This is a genomic window from Streptomyces sp. NPDC042346, from assembly GCF_055581845.1.
Genome location: NZ_JBVJEH010000004.1, coordinates 761,569 through 778,654 on the forward strand (window position 1 = coordinate 761,569; position 17,086 = coordinate 778,654).

Below are 17,086 nucleotides of genomic sequence, written 5' to 3' on the forward strand. Positions count from 1 at the left end.
ACGGACCGCGGTGGCGACCGTGGTGGCTTCCGTCGCGACAACGACCGTCCGTCCTCCGGTGGTTTCCGCCGTGACGACCGTCCGTCGGGCGGTTTCAACCGTGACGACCGTGGCGGCCGCCCCTTCGAGCGCCGCGACAACGACCGTCCGGCCGGCGGCCACCGCGGCAGCGACCGTCCGTTCAACCGTGACCGTCGCGACGACCGCCCCGCCGGCGGCTTCCGCGCCGGTGGCGGCGACCGCCCGTACGGCCGTCGTGACGAGCACCGTGGCACCGGTTCGGCCGGTTCGACCGGTTCGACCGGTTCGACGGGCGGCACCTTCGGCCGCCGTGACGACAAGCCGCGCTGGAAGCGCAACGGCTGAGTCCGCGTAACACCCTGAGCAGGGCCCGTACGAGCACTTCGGTGCTGGTACGGGCCCTGTCTCGTTTCCCGGACCCGGATGCCCCGCTCGTTTCCCGGACTCGCTCGGCCGTTCGGGCGGATACGCTCAGCCGGTCATCAGGTTGCCCTGGGGAGGGACCTCTCTTTGTCTCGTATCGCACGCGCGCGGCGGCCCCGCACGCGTACCGCCGTCCTCGCCACCGCGCTCCTCGCCTCGGCCGTCGGCCTCTCGCCCGCCGTGGTCGCCGAGGCGTCGCCGATCGTCGGGGTCGACCAGCTCGACGTCGCGCCGAACTGGCGGGCCGTACCCCGGCAGGTGACCGTCACCGCGGCCGGACCCACGGGTTACGTGCACGAGACGGAGGACCCCGACCGGTCCTCCGGCGGGCAGCTGGAGTGGACGGACGTCACCGACCCCACCAAGAGCGTTCCGCTGGGGTACGGGACGACGGCGGCCCTGCCCTTCGCCGAATCCGGCACCGGCGGGCGCTATCTGTACGTCCAGCGCGGCAGCGGCGGCCACGCCGTCCGCGACCTGGAGGACGGCACCGAGCGGGCGCTCGACGTGCCGGGGGACGCGAGCTACCGGGGGCTGCTCGGCTCCACCCTGCTCTTCCAGCAGTACGTCTCCGCCGAGGACCACTCCACGACCACCGGCTACTACCTGGTGAGCGCCGACGACCCGAACGGGACCCGCACGCCCGTCACCGGCTGGCCCGAGGGCGCCTCTCTGAACACGGCGCCGCTCGTGGCCGGGGACGACTCCGCCGCCGTGATCCGCTTCGGCCGGTCCGGCGACCCGGCCGCGTACGGCTGGTCCGACCTCGGTGTCGTCGACCTGCGCACCGGGCAGATGACCGTGATCCCGGCCCCCACCCCGCAAGGGAGCGGGCGCGGCGTGCCGGTGGCCGTGAGCCCCGACCGCATCGCCTGGATCGGCACGGACCGTACGGTGCGCGTGCGGCAGCGGTCGGACCTGACCGGCCCCGAGCAGACGCTCGTCCTCCCCGAGGGCCTGAGCACCGCCCGTATCGGCCTCGTCGGCGACTGGGTCCTCGCCCTGGGCGAGGCCTCCGGCGCCGACGCCTCCCTGAAGCGGAGGCTCGTCGCGCTGCACCCCGACGGGCGCTCGCAGACCCTCCTGGCGAAGGCCGAGGCGGACGTCGCCCAGATCGCGGGCGGGGGCGTGGCCGTCGTCGGCGGTACGTCCTCCTCCGACTGGTCCGTCCTCAAGGCCGTCCCGGGCAAGGCCGGCGGCGCGCCGGTCCTGGAGAAGCTGGACCGGGTGGAGCCGATGACGGCCGAGGTGCGGTCGCTCGCCCTCGGCGCGGGCCGGCTCTCCACCCTGGAGCCGGGCACGTCGTCGGGCAGCGACTTCTACGGATGGACGCCGCTGCCGGTCGGTCCGGTGCACACCGGCCGTCCGCAGCCGGTGTGGGCGGGAGCCGAGTCGAAGCGGCTGGAGAGCGACACACCGCTGTTCGACAGCGGTGACGGCCGTACGGTCTATCTGGCCCATGACGACTTCAAGCCGGTGGAGGTCACCGCCCGTACCTCCGGAGGTCGGGTGAGCCGGGTTTCCACCGGCGAGACGGACGGACGGATCGCCGACGTCTTCCACCGGTGGGCGGTCTTCCAGGGCCGCGGCAGGACGCTCGTCGTGGACCTCGACGCGCAGACCGTCGTCAGCAACAAGGCATCCACCGCTCCGGCGGCCCTCTGGGGCGACACCCTGTACGCGGGCACGGCCACGGTGGGCGAGGTGGCGCGGACCGACCTGGCCACCGGCAAGGACCTCGGCAAGGTCACGACCGGGACGGCGTGCGCCCCGACGGAGCTCCAGGTGTCCGCCGGCCGCTGGCTGTACTGGGCGTGCGGGCCGACCCAGAAGCGGGGTGTGGTCGACCTCAGGACGAACACGAGGCTGCCGTTGTCCATGGGCGTGGACAGCAACGCCCTGCTGGGCGACGGCTACGTCGTCGACCGGGACTCCGACGCGTACCTCCGGCTCACCGACCTCACCAAGGTCACCTCCGGCAAGCCCGCGGTGCGCAGGCTCGTCGACTCCGCACCCGTGCGCGGCACCCGCCGCGAGTACTGGACCGTCGACCGCTTCGGCGGGGCCGTCGCCTACAAGGACCGCGAGAGCCGCGTCCACGTCGTGTGGCCCGGCGTGCCCACCTCCGACCTCACCGCCGCCTCGGCGAAGGTGCCGGCGGGCATGCGGCTCCAGGACGGCTGGAAGGCGTCCTGGGCGCTGTCCAAGCCCTCGTCGTACTGGCAGCTGACGCTGCGTGACCCGTACTCCGGGGATCCGGTCCGCGCCTATGGGGGCGGCGAGACCCTGGGCCGTATCGACGTCTCCTGGGACGGCAGGACGACGGCGGGGAAGCCCGTCGCGAACGGCCGGTACACCTGGCACCTCCAGGCGAACACGGCGGACGGGCAGGGCAGGGACCTGTCCCTGACCGGCACGGTCACGGTCTCCGGCGGCCGGCCGGCCTGGCGCGACATGGCGGGGAACGACACGCAGGGCGATCTCCTGGTGATGGACACGGCGGGCCTGGTGTCGATGTACCGGGGCAACGGGTACAGCGGTCTGTCGGCGCGGATCGCGGGCACCGGTGCGAAGTTCCCGACGACGTCCGTCCTGGTGCCGTTCGGTGACGTGAACGGCGACGGGTGCGCGGACGTGCTGGTGCGCGTCGGGGATCAGCTGCGGGCCTACCGGCCGGGCTGCGGCAAGGTCGTCTCGGCCTCGTCGCCGTACACGCCGATCGGCTCGGGCTGGGGGCAGTACGACGTCCTGACGTCCCCCGGCGACGCGAACGGTGACGGGTTCACCGATCTGATCGCACGCCAGACGTCGACGGGCGACATGTACTTCTACGCCGGCACGGCCGATCACCGCGTGAAGACCCGGGTCCGGATCGGCACCGACTGGAAGCTGTACAAGAAGGTCGTCGGCGCCGGCGACCTCAACGGCGACGGGCGGGGCGACCTGCTCGGCGTGGACGCGGCGGGCGTGCTGTGGCGCTACTACGGCACGGCCACCGGCGGTGTGACCGCGCGGGTGAGGGTCGGCAGCGGCTGGGGCGTCTACACCTCCCTGGTGGGGGTCGGCGACATCTCCGGCGACGGCTGCGCGGACCTGGTCGCCCGCGACACGGCGGGCCGGCTCTACGACTACGACGGCACGTGCCGCGGCCCGTACGGCTCCCGCGTGCTGATCGGCGGCGGCTGGAACGCCTTCAGGAGCCTCCACTGACGACCTGACGAACCGCGCCTCGTGTCGGATACCCGATCGGTTCCGGGGAGCTCTCGGGCTATGCTGCTCGGGTGTGCTTGTCCACGGGCCGTTAGCTCAATTGGCAGAGCAGTGGACTTTTAATCCATTGGTTGTGGGTTCGAGTCCCACACGGCCTACTGACCTGCTGGGAGCGCCCCGATCGGTTTCGACCGGTCGGGGCGCTTTCCTGTCCCGGGCCGGGTGTCAGGCCACCGGGCGGCCGGCCCGCATCAGTTCGCGGTGCGGGAGTTCGTCGGCCTCGCGCCAGGCCTGGATGCGGTGCGGGGTGATGCGGAACCAGCGGTACGGGGTCTCCTCCGTGCGCGGGTCGAAGCCGGTGCGCGCGGCGAAGCGGTCGCCGCGGTCCCGTGGCAGCGCGTCGATCTCCAGGACCTCGACGGTGCCGTCGATCATCGACACGTCCCGGGTGGGACCGAGGGCCAGACGGGCGCGCCGGGTGGCGGCCAGGTTCCGGCCGGTCGGGCTGGCCGCCGGCGTGGACACGAGCAGGGCCTCGCCGTCCCAGTCGAAGGACAGCGGTACGAGATACGGCGCGCCGTCCGGTGAGGCGGTGGCCACCCAGACGTCGACGTCGTGGGCGAGCCGTTCCTCGGTGTCGTGGCGGCGCTGGGCGCGGGTGCGGGGTGCGGCGGCCATCGTCGGTCGCTCAGCTGTCCTGGAGGAGGCCGAGGAGGTTGCCGTCGGGGTCGACGACGGTGGCCACCAGGCGGCCGCCGCCGACGTCCTGCGCCGCGTCCTTCACGGTGGCGCCCGCGGCGGTCAGCTCGGCGACCTTCGCCTCGATGTCCGGCACGTGCCAGTACGCGAGGGACGAGGTCAGGCCCTGCGGGCCGCCGCCCGGCAGCAGGCCGATGTGCTGGCCCGCGGCCTCGAAGGCGACGTAGTACGGCTGGTCGATCTGCGGCTCGACGCCGAGCAGGGCGGCGTACACGGCCTTGGCCTTCGCCAGGTCGGACACGGGGTGCAGCACGGTCTTGATTCCCTGGGTGGTGGTCGTGCCGGTCATGGTCACTCCTGTGGTGTGCGGGGCTGGTGTTTTCCGTGGCGTTCGTTCGCCGTGGTTCCACTCTCGGGCAGCCGGGCGTCCGGCGCCTCCGTGGTGACCACGGAACGGACTACGGAACGACCACGGAACGGGCTCCGTACGCGCCGATAATGACGGCGTGTCCACTTCAGTGATCTCGTCCCGGGAAGCCGACGTGCTCGCCCTCCTCGGGGAGCACCTCAGCAACGCGGAGATCGCCGCGCGGCTGTTCCTCTCCGTGCGGACCGTCGAGTCGCACGTCTCCTCGCTGCTGCGGAAGCTCGCGGTGCCGGACCGGCGGGCGCTCTCGCGGCGGGCGGCCGAGTTCGCTCCCGCGGGGGGCGCCGGGGCGGCCGGGGCTGCCGGGGGCGCTGGGGGTGCTGGGGCTGCCGGTGGGGGTGCTGGGGCCGTCGGGGCCGTCGGGCTGCCTGTGCCCGTGTTGCCCGCGCCGCTGACGGCGTTCGTCGGACGGGTCCGGGAGCGCGGGGAGCTCACGGAGGCGCTGAAGAAGTACCGGCAGGTCACCGCCGTCGGTCCCGGGGGCGTGGGGAAGACGCGGCTCGCGCTGGCCGTCGCCGCGGAGCTGGCCGGGGAGTTCGCCGACGGGGTGTGGTTCGTCGACCTGGCCCCGGTCACCGATCCGGGCCGGGTCGGAGCGGCCGTCGCGGCCGCCGTCGGTGTGGGCGAGCAGCCCGGGCGCGGCGTCGACGAGTCGGTGTTCGCGGCACTGGCCGACCGTCAGGCCCTCCTCGTGTGGGACAACTGCGAGCAGATACGCGACGGGGTCGCGCCCTTCCTGGAGCGGCTGCTCGCGGCCTGCCCGCGCGTGCGGGTGCTCGTGACGAGCCGGGCGCGGCTGGTGGTCCCGTTCGAGCGGGTCTTCCCCGTCCCGCCGCTGTCGCGGGCCGGGGGCGCGGACTCGGAGGCCGTGGAGCTCTTCCTGGAGCGGGCGGCGGCGGTCGGCCTGTCGCCGGACCCGTCGGCACGGGACACGGTCGTGGCCCTCTGCGAGCGGCTCGACGGCATGGCCCTGGCCATCGAGCTGGCGGCGGCGCGCTGCCCCACGCTCGGGCTCGACGGGCTGGTCGCCGGGCTCTCCGACCAGTTGCGGATCCTCGCCGGCGGGCCCCGCGCCGCCGACCGGCATCGGTCGGTACGGGCGGTCCTCGACTGGAGCCACGACCTGCTTGAGCCGGCGGACCGGGCGCTGCTGCGCCGGGTGTCGGTCTTCGTGGAGCCGTTCACCGCCGAGGCGGCCGGGGAACTCGCCGGCTTCGCCCCGCTCGATCCCGGCACGGTCGCCGACGGGCTCGGCAGACTGGCCGAGCAGAGCCTGCTCACCGTGACGCCGTCCGCCGCCGGCACCCGCTACCGGGCCCTGGAGACCATCCGGCAGTACGGCGCCGAGCGCCTCGCCCACGCCGGCGAGTCGGCGGTCGTCCGCTCGCGTCACGTGACGTGGTGCCGGGACCGGGCGGCCGACCTCCTCGACGCCGGCGGCGCGGACTGGCGCGCCCGCTTCGACGCCGTGGCGGAGGACCTCAGGGCCGCCCTCGCCTGGGCCGCCGAGCGGCCGGAGCTGCGCGCGGACGCCCACCGGCTCGCCCTGTCCCTGGCGGAGTCGGCCTTCACCCGCAACCTGCTCGGCGAGGCACAGCAGCGGTACGAACAGGCCGCCGCGCTCGCCGGTGCCGACGCCGAGGCGGGGGAGTCCCTGCGGCTCGCCGCCGCGGTGGCCGGGTGCCGGCGGCTCGGCGACGACATGTTCCGCCTGCACAGGGCCGCCGCCGAGACCGCCCGGCGGTCCGGGGACCGCGCCGGTGCGGGCCGCGACCTGGCGGCCGCCGCCACCGTCGCGTACCGCTTCTCCAGCGAGTTCACGCGGATCCCGGCGGTGGAGGAGACGGCGACGCTGCTCACGGAGGCCCGCCGACTGTCGGACACCGCCCCGGCGGCCCCCGGCGCTGCCGCCTCCGCCTCCGACCCCGCCGCCTCCGACCCTGCCGTCTCCGGCCCCGCCGCCTCCGACCGTGCCGTCTCCGGCCCCGCCGCTTCCGCCTCCGGCCCCGGTGCTGCTGCTGCTGCCGCCGACCCCGCCGCCTCCGCCGCCGTCGCGCTGGCCGAGGCCGCCGTGCTTGCGGATGCCTTCGGGGCCGTTCAGGGGGCCACCGACAACACCGTGGAGGAGACCGTCGCCCTCGCCGAGCGGGCCGTCGCGCTCGCCCTGCGTGCGGGGGACCCGGTGGCGGAGTCCGCCGCCCTCGACGCGCTTTCCGGCGCCCGCAGCTGGGCCGGTGACACCTTCGCCGCCGCGGCCGCCGCGCGCCGCCGGATCGACCTCCTGACCCCCCTGCCGCCGACCCCCGCGCGGACGCACGAACTCCTCGACGCCCTCGCCATGGCCTCCGGGACCGCCCTCGGCGCGGGCAGGCTGTCGGAGGCCCGCCGCTGGGGCGGGCAGCTCGCCGGGCATCCGCTGCTCGCCGAGGTGGGCCACCACGCCACGTCCTGGCTCCTGGTCGCGGACGCGTTCGCCGGCCGGGTCGACGAGGTGCTCACCGGCAGCGCGCGGTTCCTCGACGCGTGGGAGCGGAGCGGCCGTCAGCAGTCCTTCTCCCTCGGCCCCGCGGCCGCCTCGGTCGCCATGGTCCACGGCCTGCGCGGCGACCGCGCGGCCCGGGCGGAGTGGCTCGCGATCGTCGACCGGGCGGGCACGGCGGAGGAGTACCGCCACGGCTACGGCGCGATCCTCGACGCCATGGTCCTGCTCCACGACGGGGACGCCGCCGAGGCCCTCGACCGGGTCGCACCGGAGCCGGAGCGGGTGTGGAAGTGGGTCACCTGGATCTGGCTGCACTGGTACGTGGCCCTCAGGGCGGAGGCGTCCGTGCTCGCCGGGCACCCGGACGCCCGGGCCCGGACGGCCGCCGCCCGGACCCTGGTCGCCGGCAACCCGGTCGCCACCGCCCAGGTGGACCGGGCCGAGGCCCTGCTCGACGGCGACCTGCCACGACTCCTCGCCGCGGCACGGGCGTTCGGCGCGGCCGGCAGCCGCTACCAGTCGGCGCGCACGCTGCTGCTCGCCGGTGGCGAGCACGCCGCCGCCGGCCGGGCGGAACTCACCGGTCTCGGCCTGCGTCCGGGGCAGTGAGGGAGCAACCGCGGCGCCCGTTCGAAGGTCTTCATCCTTGATCCCGATCCTCGATCCGATCCTCGATCCGATCCTCGATCCGATCCTCGATCCGATCCTTGGTCTCGATCCTTGATCGTCCGCCGTGATCTTTTTCCTTCGAACGGGTCCTTCCGGGGCGCGAGATGGGGGAGCGTGAGGGAATGTGGATCCGGAGCGTGGAGGTGGAGTCGGTGGCGGCGAGCGGTTCCGGTGATCCGGCGGAGACGGCCCGGCGGCTGGCCCGGTGCGCGCTGGCGGCGGCCGCCGCGGCGGTCGTGGCGCTCCTGACCGCGCTGACGGGCGGCATCCTGATCCTCCTGACCGGGCTCGTGGGGCTCGCCGCCGCGGCCATGGGCGTCTGGTGGTTCCTCGCCCACCGCGGGCCGGTGCGCGTGCTCGGCGCGCTGCTCGCCGTGGGCGCGCCGATCGCCGTCCTCGTCCTGTACGTCGTCGGCGGCGTCTGGGGCAACGCGCTCGTGGCCCTCGCCTTCTGGGGCGTGGCGCTCGGCTGCGCGCGGACCGCCCTGCGCCGCCCCGACCACGAGCGGAACGCGCTGATGCGCGGCGTACGCGTGCCCCGTCCCCGGCGGCCCGTCCTGATCATGAACCCGAAGTCCGGCGGCGGGAAGGTCGGCCGCTTCGGGCTCGTCGCGCGCGCGGAGGCGCTGGGCGCCCGGGTCGTCCTGCTCGACCTGTCCGCGGAGACCGACGTCACCGCGCTCGCCCGCAAGGCCGTGGCCGACGGCGCCGACCTCCTCGGGGTGGCCGGCGGCGACGGCACCCAGGCGCTGGTCGCCGCCGTGGCGGCCGAGCACGACCTGCCGTTCCTCGTCATCTCGGCGGGCACCCGCAACCACTTCGCCATGGACCTGGGCCTCGACCGCACCGACCCGGCGACCTGCCTGAAGGCGCTGACCGACGGCGAGGAGCTCCGGGTCGACCTGGGCTCGGTCGCCGGGCGGCCCTTCGTCAACACCGTCTCCTTCGGGGTGTACGCGGACGTCGTCCAGCGCCCCGAGTACCGCGACGCGAAGGCCGGCACCGCGGTCGACGTCCTGCCCGATCTGCTCCAGGGCGGCGAGGGCGCGCGCCTCGACGCGACCGTCGACACCGTCCGGCTCGCGGCGCAGCAGGCGCTCCTCGTCAGCAACAACGCCTACGCGGCGCCCGACCCCTTCGGCGTCGCCTCCGCTCACCGGCCGCGCCTCGACCGGGGCGAGCTCGGGGTGATCGGCGTCCGCGTGGACGGCGCGGCGCAGGCCGCCGAGCTGGCGGTACGGGGGACCCAGGCGGCCGGCCTGAACGTGCTGACGGCCCGTAGGGTCGAGGTCGTGGGAAACCCCGGAAGCCCCAACGGAAGCTCCAACGGAAGCGGCAGCGGCCATGGCGGCAGTGCCGGCACCATCGCCGTCGCCGTCGACGGCGAGGCGCTGACCCTGCCCACCCCCGTCGTCTGCACGCTCCGCCCCGGCGCCCTGCGGGTCCTCGTCCCCCGCGACCGGCCGGGGACCGTGCCTCCCCTGCCGCCCCTCGACTGGCGGCGGATCACCACGCTCGCCTTCCCCACCCCTGGTACCCCCTGAACCTCCCCAAGGAGCGGCGCATGACGGACATGACAGCGGAGACGGCGGAGCCCGAGACCCTCCGGGCGGTCCTGCGCGACCTCCGGGCCGTCGACGGCGCCGTGTACGCCGCCGTGGCCGCCACGCCCACGCCCACGCTCGACACGAGCCTGCGCCGGCTCTCCACCGCGGCGAACCACTCCAAGATCTCGCTCACCGTCGCCGCCGCGCTCGCCCTCGTCCCCGGCCGGCCGCGCCGGGCGGCGATCGCGGGCGCCGGGGCGATCGCCGTGGCCTCGGCCTCGGCCAACCTCCTGGGCAAGCGGCTCGTCCACCGGCCGAGGCCGGACCGGGAGGCGGCCCGGGTGGTGGTGAGCCGGCACGTCCGCATGCCCGACTCGGCCTCGTTCCCGTCCGGGCACACCGCGTCGGCGGTCGCGTTCGCCGCCGCCGTGGGGGTGGTGCTGCCCGGCGTCGCCGTGCCGCTCGGGGCGCTGGCGGCGGCCGTGGGCTACTCCCGGGTGCACACCGGGGTGCACTACCCGGGTGACGTCGTCGCGGGCGCCGTCCTCGGCGTCGCCAGCGCGGCCGTCTCCCTGACGGTCACGAACTGGCTGACCGCCAAGGAGAAGTGACCCCGGGCGAGGCGACCCGGGGGTGAGGGCCTCGGGCGAGGCGGCCCCCGGGTGAGGCGGCCCGGCGTCAGTCCGCGACGGTGAGGGGCGGGAGATGCCAGCCGCCGTCCAGGACCGACGGATCGGGGCCGTACATCCGGACGACGACGGTGAAGGGCCCGTCGGGCGCGGGCAGCCAGTTCGCGGCCTGCTCGGGTTCGGCCGGGCGGTCCTTCCGTACGTACAGGGTGAGGCCGCCGTCGTCGTCGTACACGAGCCCGGGGGTGCGGTCGCCGATCGAGTACCGGTCGATCTCGTTGTCGACGAGGAGCCGGTCGGGCAGCCGGTACATCGTGGCCGACCAGAAGAAGCGGGCCGGGGGCAGGTGGCCCGCCGGGAAGTGGATGACGTGGTCGTGCTCGGCGGCGTTCGGCGGCCGGTTGTGGCGGTCGTCCGCCACCCAGCCGCCGTACCAGGCCTCGGCCGCGGGGAGCCCGTACAGCCCCATGGCCGCGGCGACCGCCCGCCCGAGGTGGTCGTCGCCGAGCTCCGCCCGCGTGCCGAAGAGGCTGGTGGAGTCCGTCGTGGTGCTCTCGGCCTCCTCCAGACGGGCCCGGGCGTCGGCGATGCCCTGCTCGACGGCCGTGCGCAGCTCGGGGCTCAGCGCGGACGGCTCGAACTCGCCCGTGCCGGAGACCCCGAGCGCCGCGAGCCGGGTGCGCAGCTCGCGGTCCGCGTCCAGGGCGGGGAAGAACTGGAGCAGGAAGTCGAGGAGCGTGAAGAACTCGATGTTCTCCAGGTCCTCCTCGCGCCAGACCGGCCAGACCGGCTCGTCGGCGGGGTGCGGCGCGGCCGTGTCCGTGTACGTGGAGAGGGGGCGCAGCAGGTACCGCTCCTGGATCGCGCGCAGGGCGGGGACGTCCTCGGGGCCGGACAGGTAGGTGCGGCCGACGACGCCGACGAGGAAGGTGTCGGCGCGCAGCACGCTCGTGATGCCCTCGGGGACCGTGCCGTTCCAGCCGGGTCCGGCGAGGAGGTGGTCGCCCGCCTCCTGGCCGGTCGTCCGGGCGCCGACGTAGCCGACGTACGCGGTGTCGAGGTCGTGGAACGGCAGGACGTAGTAGCGGTCGACGGCCGGGACGGAGATCACGACGGGCTCGGCGCGCAGATCGAGCCAGGCCCAGGAGTACGGGGTGTCGTTGTTCGGGGTCACGACGTCGGTGTTGGCCGCGGTGAACGGCTCCGAGTAGTGCCGGAAGCGCCCGAAGCCGCCCACGTACCGGGGGTCGTCGGCGTCGATCGCCTGCGGGTACATCGTGCGGTAGTTCTCGAGGACCGGGTAGCCCCAGATCCAGGCGTCGGCCGCCGTCCGGCGGGCCTCCTCGGGGGTCGGTTGCACAGCGGCCACCTTCGCGGTCGGCGGACGGGAGGGGATCAACTCGTACAAAATCGCACGAAAGATCCCCTCCCGCATGCCGTGTGCCCCGAGCGGGGCTCCCGGCTCAGAACGTCGCGCGGGCCAGGTCCTCCTCCGAGAGGCCGAGCGCGGCGAGCCGCTCCGGGTCCGCCAGGATCTGGAGACCGACGATCCGGTCCTCGGCGATCGTGAACGCCATGAGGACGGTGGGGCGGCCGTCGACGACCGCGACGAACGCGGGCGAGCCGTTGGCCACGACCGGCAGCGACGCCTGCCGGAACTTCGCGTACAGGAGCGCCTGCGAGATGACGGCCTCGGCGCCCCGCACCACCTTGGACGCGGCCGCGAGGATCCGGCCGCCGTCCGCCCGCAGCACCACGTCGGGGTCGAGGACGGCGAGCAGGCCCTCGAAGTCGCCGCCGTTCGCGGCGGCGAGGAAGGCGTCGGCGATCTCCCGCTGGCGGCGCGCGTCCGGCCCCGCGGCGGGCGAGGCGTCCTGCACCCGGCGGCGGGCCCGGCTGGCGAGCTGGCGGGTGGCGGCCGGGGTGCGGTCCACGATCCGCGCGATCTCGTCGAAGGAGACGGCGAACATGTCGTGGAGGACGAACGCGAGCCGCTCGGCCGGCGACAGCGTCTCCAGGACGACGAGGAGCGCGAGACCGACGGACTCGGTCAGCTCCGCCGTGTGCTCGGGGTCGGTGGCGTCGTGGGGACGGACGACGGGGTCGGGGACGTAGTACTCCAGCGGGTCCTCGCGGCGCGAGCCGCGCGAGCGCAGCATGTCGAGGCAGACGCGGCCGACGACGGTGGTCAGCCAGCCGCTGAGGTTCTCCACCGCGCTGACGTCGGTGCGGCTGAGCTTGAACCAGGCCTCCTGGACGGCGTCCTCCGCCTCGCTCAGCGAGCCGAGCATCCGGTAGGCCACGGCCCGCAGGTGGCCGCGGTCGGCCTCGAACCGCCGGGCCAGTGCTTCCTTGCCGTGGTCCAGTTCGGCGTTCACTCGTCGATCTCCCCCTTCGCGTCCCGTCATGTCGTCATGACGGATGGAACCCTGCCGATGTGACACGATCCGCGGCGCTCCGGCGGCCCGAACGGTCTCGTTGCGTGAGATCCCCGCCGCCCCGTGGCGAACGCCCGGGATTCCCCGGCCGAGCCCCCCGACCACCGTGAATCACCACTTCAGGACCATGATCCTCGTCCGTAGATTGATCACCATGACGACGACAACGACGCAGGTCAACCCCGTACTCCGCACCCCGCCGGCCACCCCCGCCGCCGCTGCCGCGTACTTCTCCGCCAGCCTCGCCTTCCACGCCGACGTCTCCGACGTGGCCTCCGCGCTGGCCACCGCGACCGCCGAGGGCACGGACCCGGGCTTCGTCGTGATCGACTCGCGCTCCACCGCCTCCTGGGACCAGGGGCACGTCCCCGGCGCGCTCCACCTGCCGACCGCGCTCATCCCCGAGCAGGCCGAGCAGCTGCTCGACAAGTCCGTGCCGGTCGTCACGTACTGCTGGGGCCCCGGCTGCAACGGCGCCACGCGCGCCGCGCTGGCCCTCGCCCAGCTGGGCTTCCAGGTGAAGGAGATGCTCGGCGGTTTCGAGTACTGGGTGCGCGAGGGCTTTGCGTACGAGACGTGGGAAGGGCCCGCGGAGAAGACCGCGGACCCGCTCACGGCGCCGGTGGACTCCGACGACTGCGGCTGCTGAGAAACCGATTTCGTGTTTGCCCCGGTCATGACGTAGAGTCGTGTTTACCGACGCGGGGTGGAGCAGCTCGGTAGCTCGCTGGGCTCATAACCCAGAGGTCGCAGGTTCAAATCCTGTCCCCGCTACTCAGTAGCAAACGAAGGCCCGGATCCTTGTGGATCCGGGCCTTCGTCGTTCCCGCGGACATGCGCGCCTGCGCCCCCGCACTTCTCCGCTTGACCTTGACGCGACGTCAAGATTTAGCGTGGTCGGCATGGAGTGGTCGATCCAGGAGATCGCCAAGAAGGCCGGCACCACCAGCCGCACCCTCCGCCACTACGGCGAGCGGGGACTGCTGGAGCCGAGCCGGATCGGCGCGAACGGTTACCGGTACTACGACCAGGCGGCGCTCGTGCGTCTGCAGCGCATCCTGCTGCTGCGCGAGCTGGGGCTCTCGCTGCCCGCGATCGCCGAGGTCCTGAAGGGGCAGAGCGACCCGTCCGCCGCGCTCCGCACCCATCTGCTCCTCCTGGAGCAGGAGCGGGAGCGCATCGGCCGGCAGATCGAGGCCGTCCGCACCACTCTCCACAAGACCGAGAAGGGAGAAGAGCTCATGGCAGAGGAAGTCTTCGACGGCTTCGACCACACGCGGTACGAGGAGGAGGTCACCGAACGCTGGGGCCGCGCGGCGTACGAGAAGGGCGACCGCTGGTGGCGCTCGCTCGACGCGGAGGGGAGGAAGGCCTTCCTCGACGAGCAGGCCGGCATCGCCCGCGACTTCGGGCAGGCGGCACGGGACGGCCTGGCCGCCGACAGTGACGAGGTGCAGGCGATCACGCGGCGCCAGATCGCCTGGCTGTCGGCCACCTCGACCCCGACCAAGGAGTACGTGATCGGGCTCGGCCGCATGTACGTCGACGACCCGCGCTTCACCGCGAACTACGACAAGCACGGCGAGGGCACCGCGCTCCTCGTGCGGGACGCGATGGCGGTCTACGCGGAGCGGAACCTGTAGCCACCGCGCCGGAAGTGCTCGGAGAGCCGGAAGTAATCCGAAGTAGTCGGAAGTAAACGGTGGCCAAAACCGCGCCCGTCGCTTTGCCGGTGCGCGACACCCCACCGTAGTCTCGCGCACACCATGAGTGACGAGTCTGTGCGTGACGTACGACGGCGGGCGCCCGCCGTCCTCGTCCTGCTCGCGCTCCTCGCCCTCCTGATGAGCGTCTGCCACGGAGCGCACGGGCACGTCCTGCCCGCCTCCGGCACGGCGGTCGTCTCCGCCCCCGCCCTGCCGCACGGCTGCGACCAGCCCGGGGAGGCCTGGTCCTTCGACGCCCACCTGCCCGCGCAGACCGTCGCCCCGCAGCTCGCCGCGCCGTACGTCTCAGCCGGGGCCGTCACCCCGTCCTCGTACGCGGCGGACCTCCGCACCGACCCCCGCGCGCGCTGCGTCCGGGGCAGAGCGGGACCCGGCCCCGAGCCGGGCCGTCTGCTGATCGCCCTCGGAGTGGACCGGAACTGAGCCGGGTCCACGGGTGCCCTCGCACCCGCGTGACCAGGTTCCTTCCGGCGTACCACCTCAAGGACGTATCTCCCATGCGCAATCCGCTCTCCGGCACGACCCTGCCCGTCGCCGTCCCGACCGTCGGCAACACCCCGGTGCTCCGGACCGACGACGGCTACTGGGCCAAGCTCGAAGGCTTCAACTTCGGCGGCATCAAGGACCGCGCCGCCCTCTACATGGTCGAGCAGGCCCGCCGCCGCGGTGAGCTGCGGCCCGGCGCCCCGATCGTCGAGTCGACCTCCGGGACGCTCGGCCTCGGACTCGCCCTCGCCGGCGTGCTGCACGGCCACCCCGTGCACGTCGTCACCGACCCCGGCCTCGAACCGATCGTCGAGCGGATGCTCGTCGCCCACGGCGCACAGGTCCACGTCGCCGCCGAGCCCAGCCCGCTGGGCGGCTGGCAGCAGGCCCGGATGGACCTGGTCGCCGAGCTGCTCGTGCGCCTCGACGGGGCCTGGTGGCCCAACCAGTACGGGAACCCCGACAACTGCGACGCCTACACCGGGCTCGCCGCCGAGCTGTCCGAGCAGCTCGACCGGATCGACGTCCTCGTCTGCGCGGTCGGCACCGGCGGGCACTCGGCCGGGATCGCCCGCGCGCTGCGCGCCACCGGCAGCCCCGCGCTCGAACTGGTCGGCGTGGACTCGGTCGGCTCCACCGTCTTCGGCCTGCCTGCCGGGGAGCGGCTGATGCGCGGCCTCGGCTCCTCCATCCACCCGGCCAACGTGGACCACGGGGCGTTCGACGAGGTCCACTGGGTGGCGCCCGCCGAGGCGGTACGGGCGGCCCGCCGCCTGGCCTCCCGTCAGTTCGCCACCGGCGGCTGGAGCGTGGGCGCGGTCGCGCTCGTCGCCGGATGGCTGGCCCGCACCCGGCCGCGCGGGACCCGGATCGCGGCCGTCTTCCCCGACGGGCCGCAGCGGTACTTCGACACCGTCTTCAACGACGAGTTCTGCGCGGCGCACGGGCTCCTCGACGGGCCGGTGCGGGAGGACCCGGTCGCGTACGCGGCGGACACGCCCGTCGACGGCTGGACCCGCAAGGTCCTGGACCGCGAGGCCACGGGCCGTACGGCCACGGGCCGTGACGTCATGGGCCCCGAGGCCGCGCACCGGGCGGGGCTGGGCCGGTGAGCATCGCGACCGCGCCTCCGCAGGGAGGCCTCTGGAAGCAGAGCCGTACCTTCGATCCGGCCGTACGGCTGCTCTTCCTCAACCAGCTCACCATCAACCTCGGCTTCTACATGCTCATGCCGTTCCTGGCCGCGCACCTCGCGGACGGGCTCGGCATGGCGGCCTGGGCGGTCGGGCTCGTCCTCGGCGCCCGGAACCTCTCCCAGCAGGGCATGTTCCTGGTCGGCGGGGCGCTCGCCGACCGGCTCGGCTTCAAACCGCTGATCGTGGCCGGCTGCGCGCTGCGGACCGTCGGCTTCGGGGCGCTCGCCTTCGCGCAGTCGCTGCCGATGCTGATCGCCGCCTCGCTCGCGACCGGGCTCGCGGGGGCGCTGTTCAACCCGGCGGTCCGGGCCTGCCTCGCGGCCGAGGCCGGGGAGGAGCGGCGCGTACAGGCCTTCGCGCTGTTCAACGCGTACTACCAGGCGGGCATCCTGCTCGGGCCGCTCGTCGGGGTGGCGCTCACCGGGGTGTCGTTCCGGCTGACGTGCACGGTGGCGGCGGTCCTGTTCGCCGGCCTGACCCTCGTGCAGCTCCGGCATCTGCCCGTACGGGGCGTGTCCGGGGGCCGGGGGGAGCGGGGGCAGTTCCGTACGGTCCTCTCCCACCGGACCTTCTGGCTCTTCTCGCTCGCCATGACCGGCTCGTACGTGCTGTCCTTCCAGGTCTATCTGGCGCTGCCGCTCGCGGCGGAGGGCACGGGGCTCACGACGGCGCTGTTCGTCGTGTCGGCGCTGGTCGCGCTCGCAGGGCAGCTGCGGATCACGGCCTGGTGCCGGCGCCGCCTCGACCGCGAGCGGTGTCTGGTCCTCGGGCTCGCGCTGATGGGCGGGGCCTTCCTGGTCCCGGTGGCCCTGGGCCGGGGCGTGGCCGGGCTGCTGCTGTGCGCGGCGGTCCTGGCCGTGGCGAACGCCGTGCTCTACCCGTACGAGATGGACACCGTCGTCGCCCTCTCCCGGGGGCGCTGGGTGGCCACCCACTACGGGCTCTACAACACGGTCTGCGGGATCGGGATCACCCTCGGGAACCTGGGCACGGGCGCGCTGCTCGACGTCACCGGCTGGTCGGCGGTGCCGTGGCTGACGCTGTGCGCGGTGGGCCTGGTGTGCGCGGCGGCGGTCGCCCTCCTCGCCCGCGGCGGCCGCCTCGCGGCGCCCCCGGACACCCCCTAGGGGGT

At 74.2% G+C, this 17,086-nt stretch carries 13 protein-coding genes, 2 tRNA genes and 1 pseudogene; 12 read left to right on the forward strand and 4 right to left on the reverse strand.

Translation table 11 applies throughout. The annotated features are described in order from the left end of the window. The 3 genes and pseudogenes from ACZ6K0_RS21550 to ACZ6K0_RS21560 form a co-directional block, all read left to right on the forward strand. Positions 1–366 (forward strand): annotated as a pseudogene (locus tag ACZ6K0_RS21550) (DEAD/DEAH box helicase); the annotation flags it as partial. A 165-nt stretch (positions 367–531) separates the two neighbouring features. Then, positions 532–3,654: an FG-GAP-like repeat-containing protein gene (locus ACZ6K0_RS21555; protein ID WP_469231445.1), complete on the forward strand. Its 3,123-nt coding sequence runs from the start codon at positions 532–534 to the stop codon at positions 3,652–3,654. A gap of 85 nt (positions 3,655–3,739) precedes the next feature. Next, positions 3,740–3,812: transfer RNA gene (locus ACZ6K0_RS21560), tRNA-Lys, on the forward strand. A 67-nt stretch (positions 3,813–3,879) separates the two neighbouring features. On the opposite strand, the gene ACZ6K0_RS21565 is transcribed toward ACZ6K0_RS21560, so the two are convergent. Both ACZ6K0_RS21565 and ACZ6K0_RS21570 read right to left on the reverse strand, forming a co-directional pair. Further along, positions 3,880–4,332: a pyridoxamine 5'-phosphate oxidase family protein gene (locus tag ACZ6K0_RS21565; protein ID WP_469231447.1), complete on the reverse strand. Its 453-nt coding sequence runs from the start codon at positions 4,330–4,332 to the stop codon at positions 3,880–3,882. 10 nt (positions 4,333–4,342) lie between these two features. After that, entirely contained in the window at positions 4,343–4,702 is a 360-nt protein-coding gene (locus tag ACZ6K0_RS21570; protein WP_376398336.1) for a VOC family protein, read from the reverse strand. A gap of 157 nt (positions 4,703–4,859) precedes the next feature. Between ACZ6K0_RS21570 and ACZ6K0_RS21575 the strand changes: the two genes are divergently transcribed. The 3 genes from ACZ6K0_RS21575 to ACZ6K0_RS21585 all read left to right on the forward strand — a co-directional run bounded on the left by ACZ6K0_RS21575 (position 4,860) and on the right by ACZ6K0_RS21585 (position 10,089). After that, on the forward strand, positions 4,860–7,871 hold the full coding sequence (locus ACZ6K0_RS21575; RefSeq protein ID WP_469231449.1) for an ATP-binding protein: 3,012 nt from the start codon (positions 4,860–4,862) through the stop codon (positions 7,869–7,871). A gap of 182 nt (positions 7,872–8,053) precedes the next feature. Continuing rightward, positions 8,054–9,475, forward strand: coding sequence for a diacylglycerol/lipid kinase family protein (locus ACZ6K0_RS21580; protein WP_376398342.1), 1,422 nt, complete (start codon positions 8,054–8,056; stop codon positions 9,473–9,475). Between the two features lie 20 nt (positions 9,476–9,495). After that, positions 9,496–10,089, forward strand: coding sequence for a phosphatase PAP2 family protein (locus tag ACZ6K0_RS21585; RefSeq protein ID WP_376398345.1), 594 nt, complete (start codon positions 9,496–9,498; stop codon positions 10,087–10,089). Positions 10,090–10,156: 67 nt separating this feature from the next. Here ACZ6K0_RS21585 and ACZ6K0_RS21590 read toward each other — a convergent pair whose 3' ends face one another. Both ACZ6K0_RS21590 and sigJ read right to left on the reverse strand, forming a co-directional pair. Next, on the reverse strand, positions 10,157–11,467 hold the full coding sequence (locus tag ACZ6K0_RS21590; RefSeq protein ID WP_469231451.1) for a DUF1254 domain-containing protein: 1,311 nt from the start codon (positions 11,465–11,467) through the stop codon (positions 10,157–10,159). 103 nt (positions 11,468–11,570) lie between these two features. Beyond that, positions 11,571–12,515: an RNA polymerase sigma factor SigJ gene (gene sigJ, locus ACZ6K0_RS21595; protein ID WP_376398351.1), complete on the reverse strand. Its 945-nt coding sequence runs from the start codon at positions 12,513–12,515 to the stop codon at positions 11,571–11,573. 184 nt (positions 12,516–12,699) lie between these two features. Here sigJ and ACZ6K0_RS21600 point away from each other — a divergent pair, with 184 nt between their 5' ends. The 6 genes from ACZ6K0_RS21600 to ACZ6K0_RS21625 all read left to right on the forward strand — a co-directional run bounded on the left by ACZ6K0_RS21600 (position 12,700) and on the right by ACZ6K0_RS21625 (position 17,081). Next, positions 12,700–13,194 (forward strand): rhodanese-like domain-containing protein, encoded by a 495-nt coding sequence (locus tag ACZ6K0_RS21600; protein WP_469231453.1) that lies wholly within the window; start codon positions 12,700–12,702, stop codon positions 13,192–13,194. 51 nt (positions 13,195–13,245) lie between these two features. After that, a tRNA-Met gene (locus ACZ6K0_RS21605) sits at positions 13,246–13,319 on the forward strand. Positions 13,320–13,447: 128 nt separating this feature from the next. Beyond that, the gene (locus ACZ6K0_RS21610; protein ID WP_376398356.1) at positions 13,448–14,188 is read left to right on the forward strand and encodes a MerR family transcriptional regulator; all 741 of its coding nucleotides are present in this window, start codon (positions 13,448–13,450) and stop codon (positions 14,186–14,188) included. A 123-nt stretch (positions 14,189–14,311) separates the two neighbouring features. After that, a complete protein-coding gene (locus ACZ6K0_RS21615; RefSeq protein WP_376398359.1) occupies positions 14,312–14,695 on the forward strand; it encodes a hypothetical protein in 384 nt (127 codons plus the stop codon). Between the two features lie 74 nt (positions 14,696–14,769). Beyond that, the gene (locus tag ACZ6K0_RS21620) at positions 14,770–15,870 is read left to right on the forward strand and encodes a PLP-dependent cysteine synthase family protein (protein ID WP_469231455.1); all 1,101 of its coding nucleotides are present in this window, start codon (positions 14,770–14,772) and stop codon (positions 15,868–15,870) included. Further along, positions 15,867–17,081, forward strand: coding sequence for an MFS transporter (locus tag ACZ6K0_RS21625; RefSeq protein ID WP_469231457.1), 1,215 nt, complete (start codon positions 15,867–15,869; stop codon positions 17,079–17,081). The genes ACZ6K0_RS21620 and ACZ6K0_RS21625 overlap by 4 nt, the downstream gene beginning before the upstream one ends. Positions 17,082–17,086 lie beyond the last annotated feature (5 nt).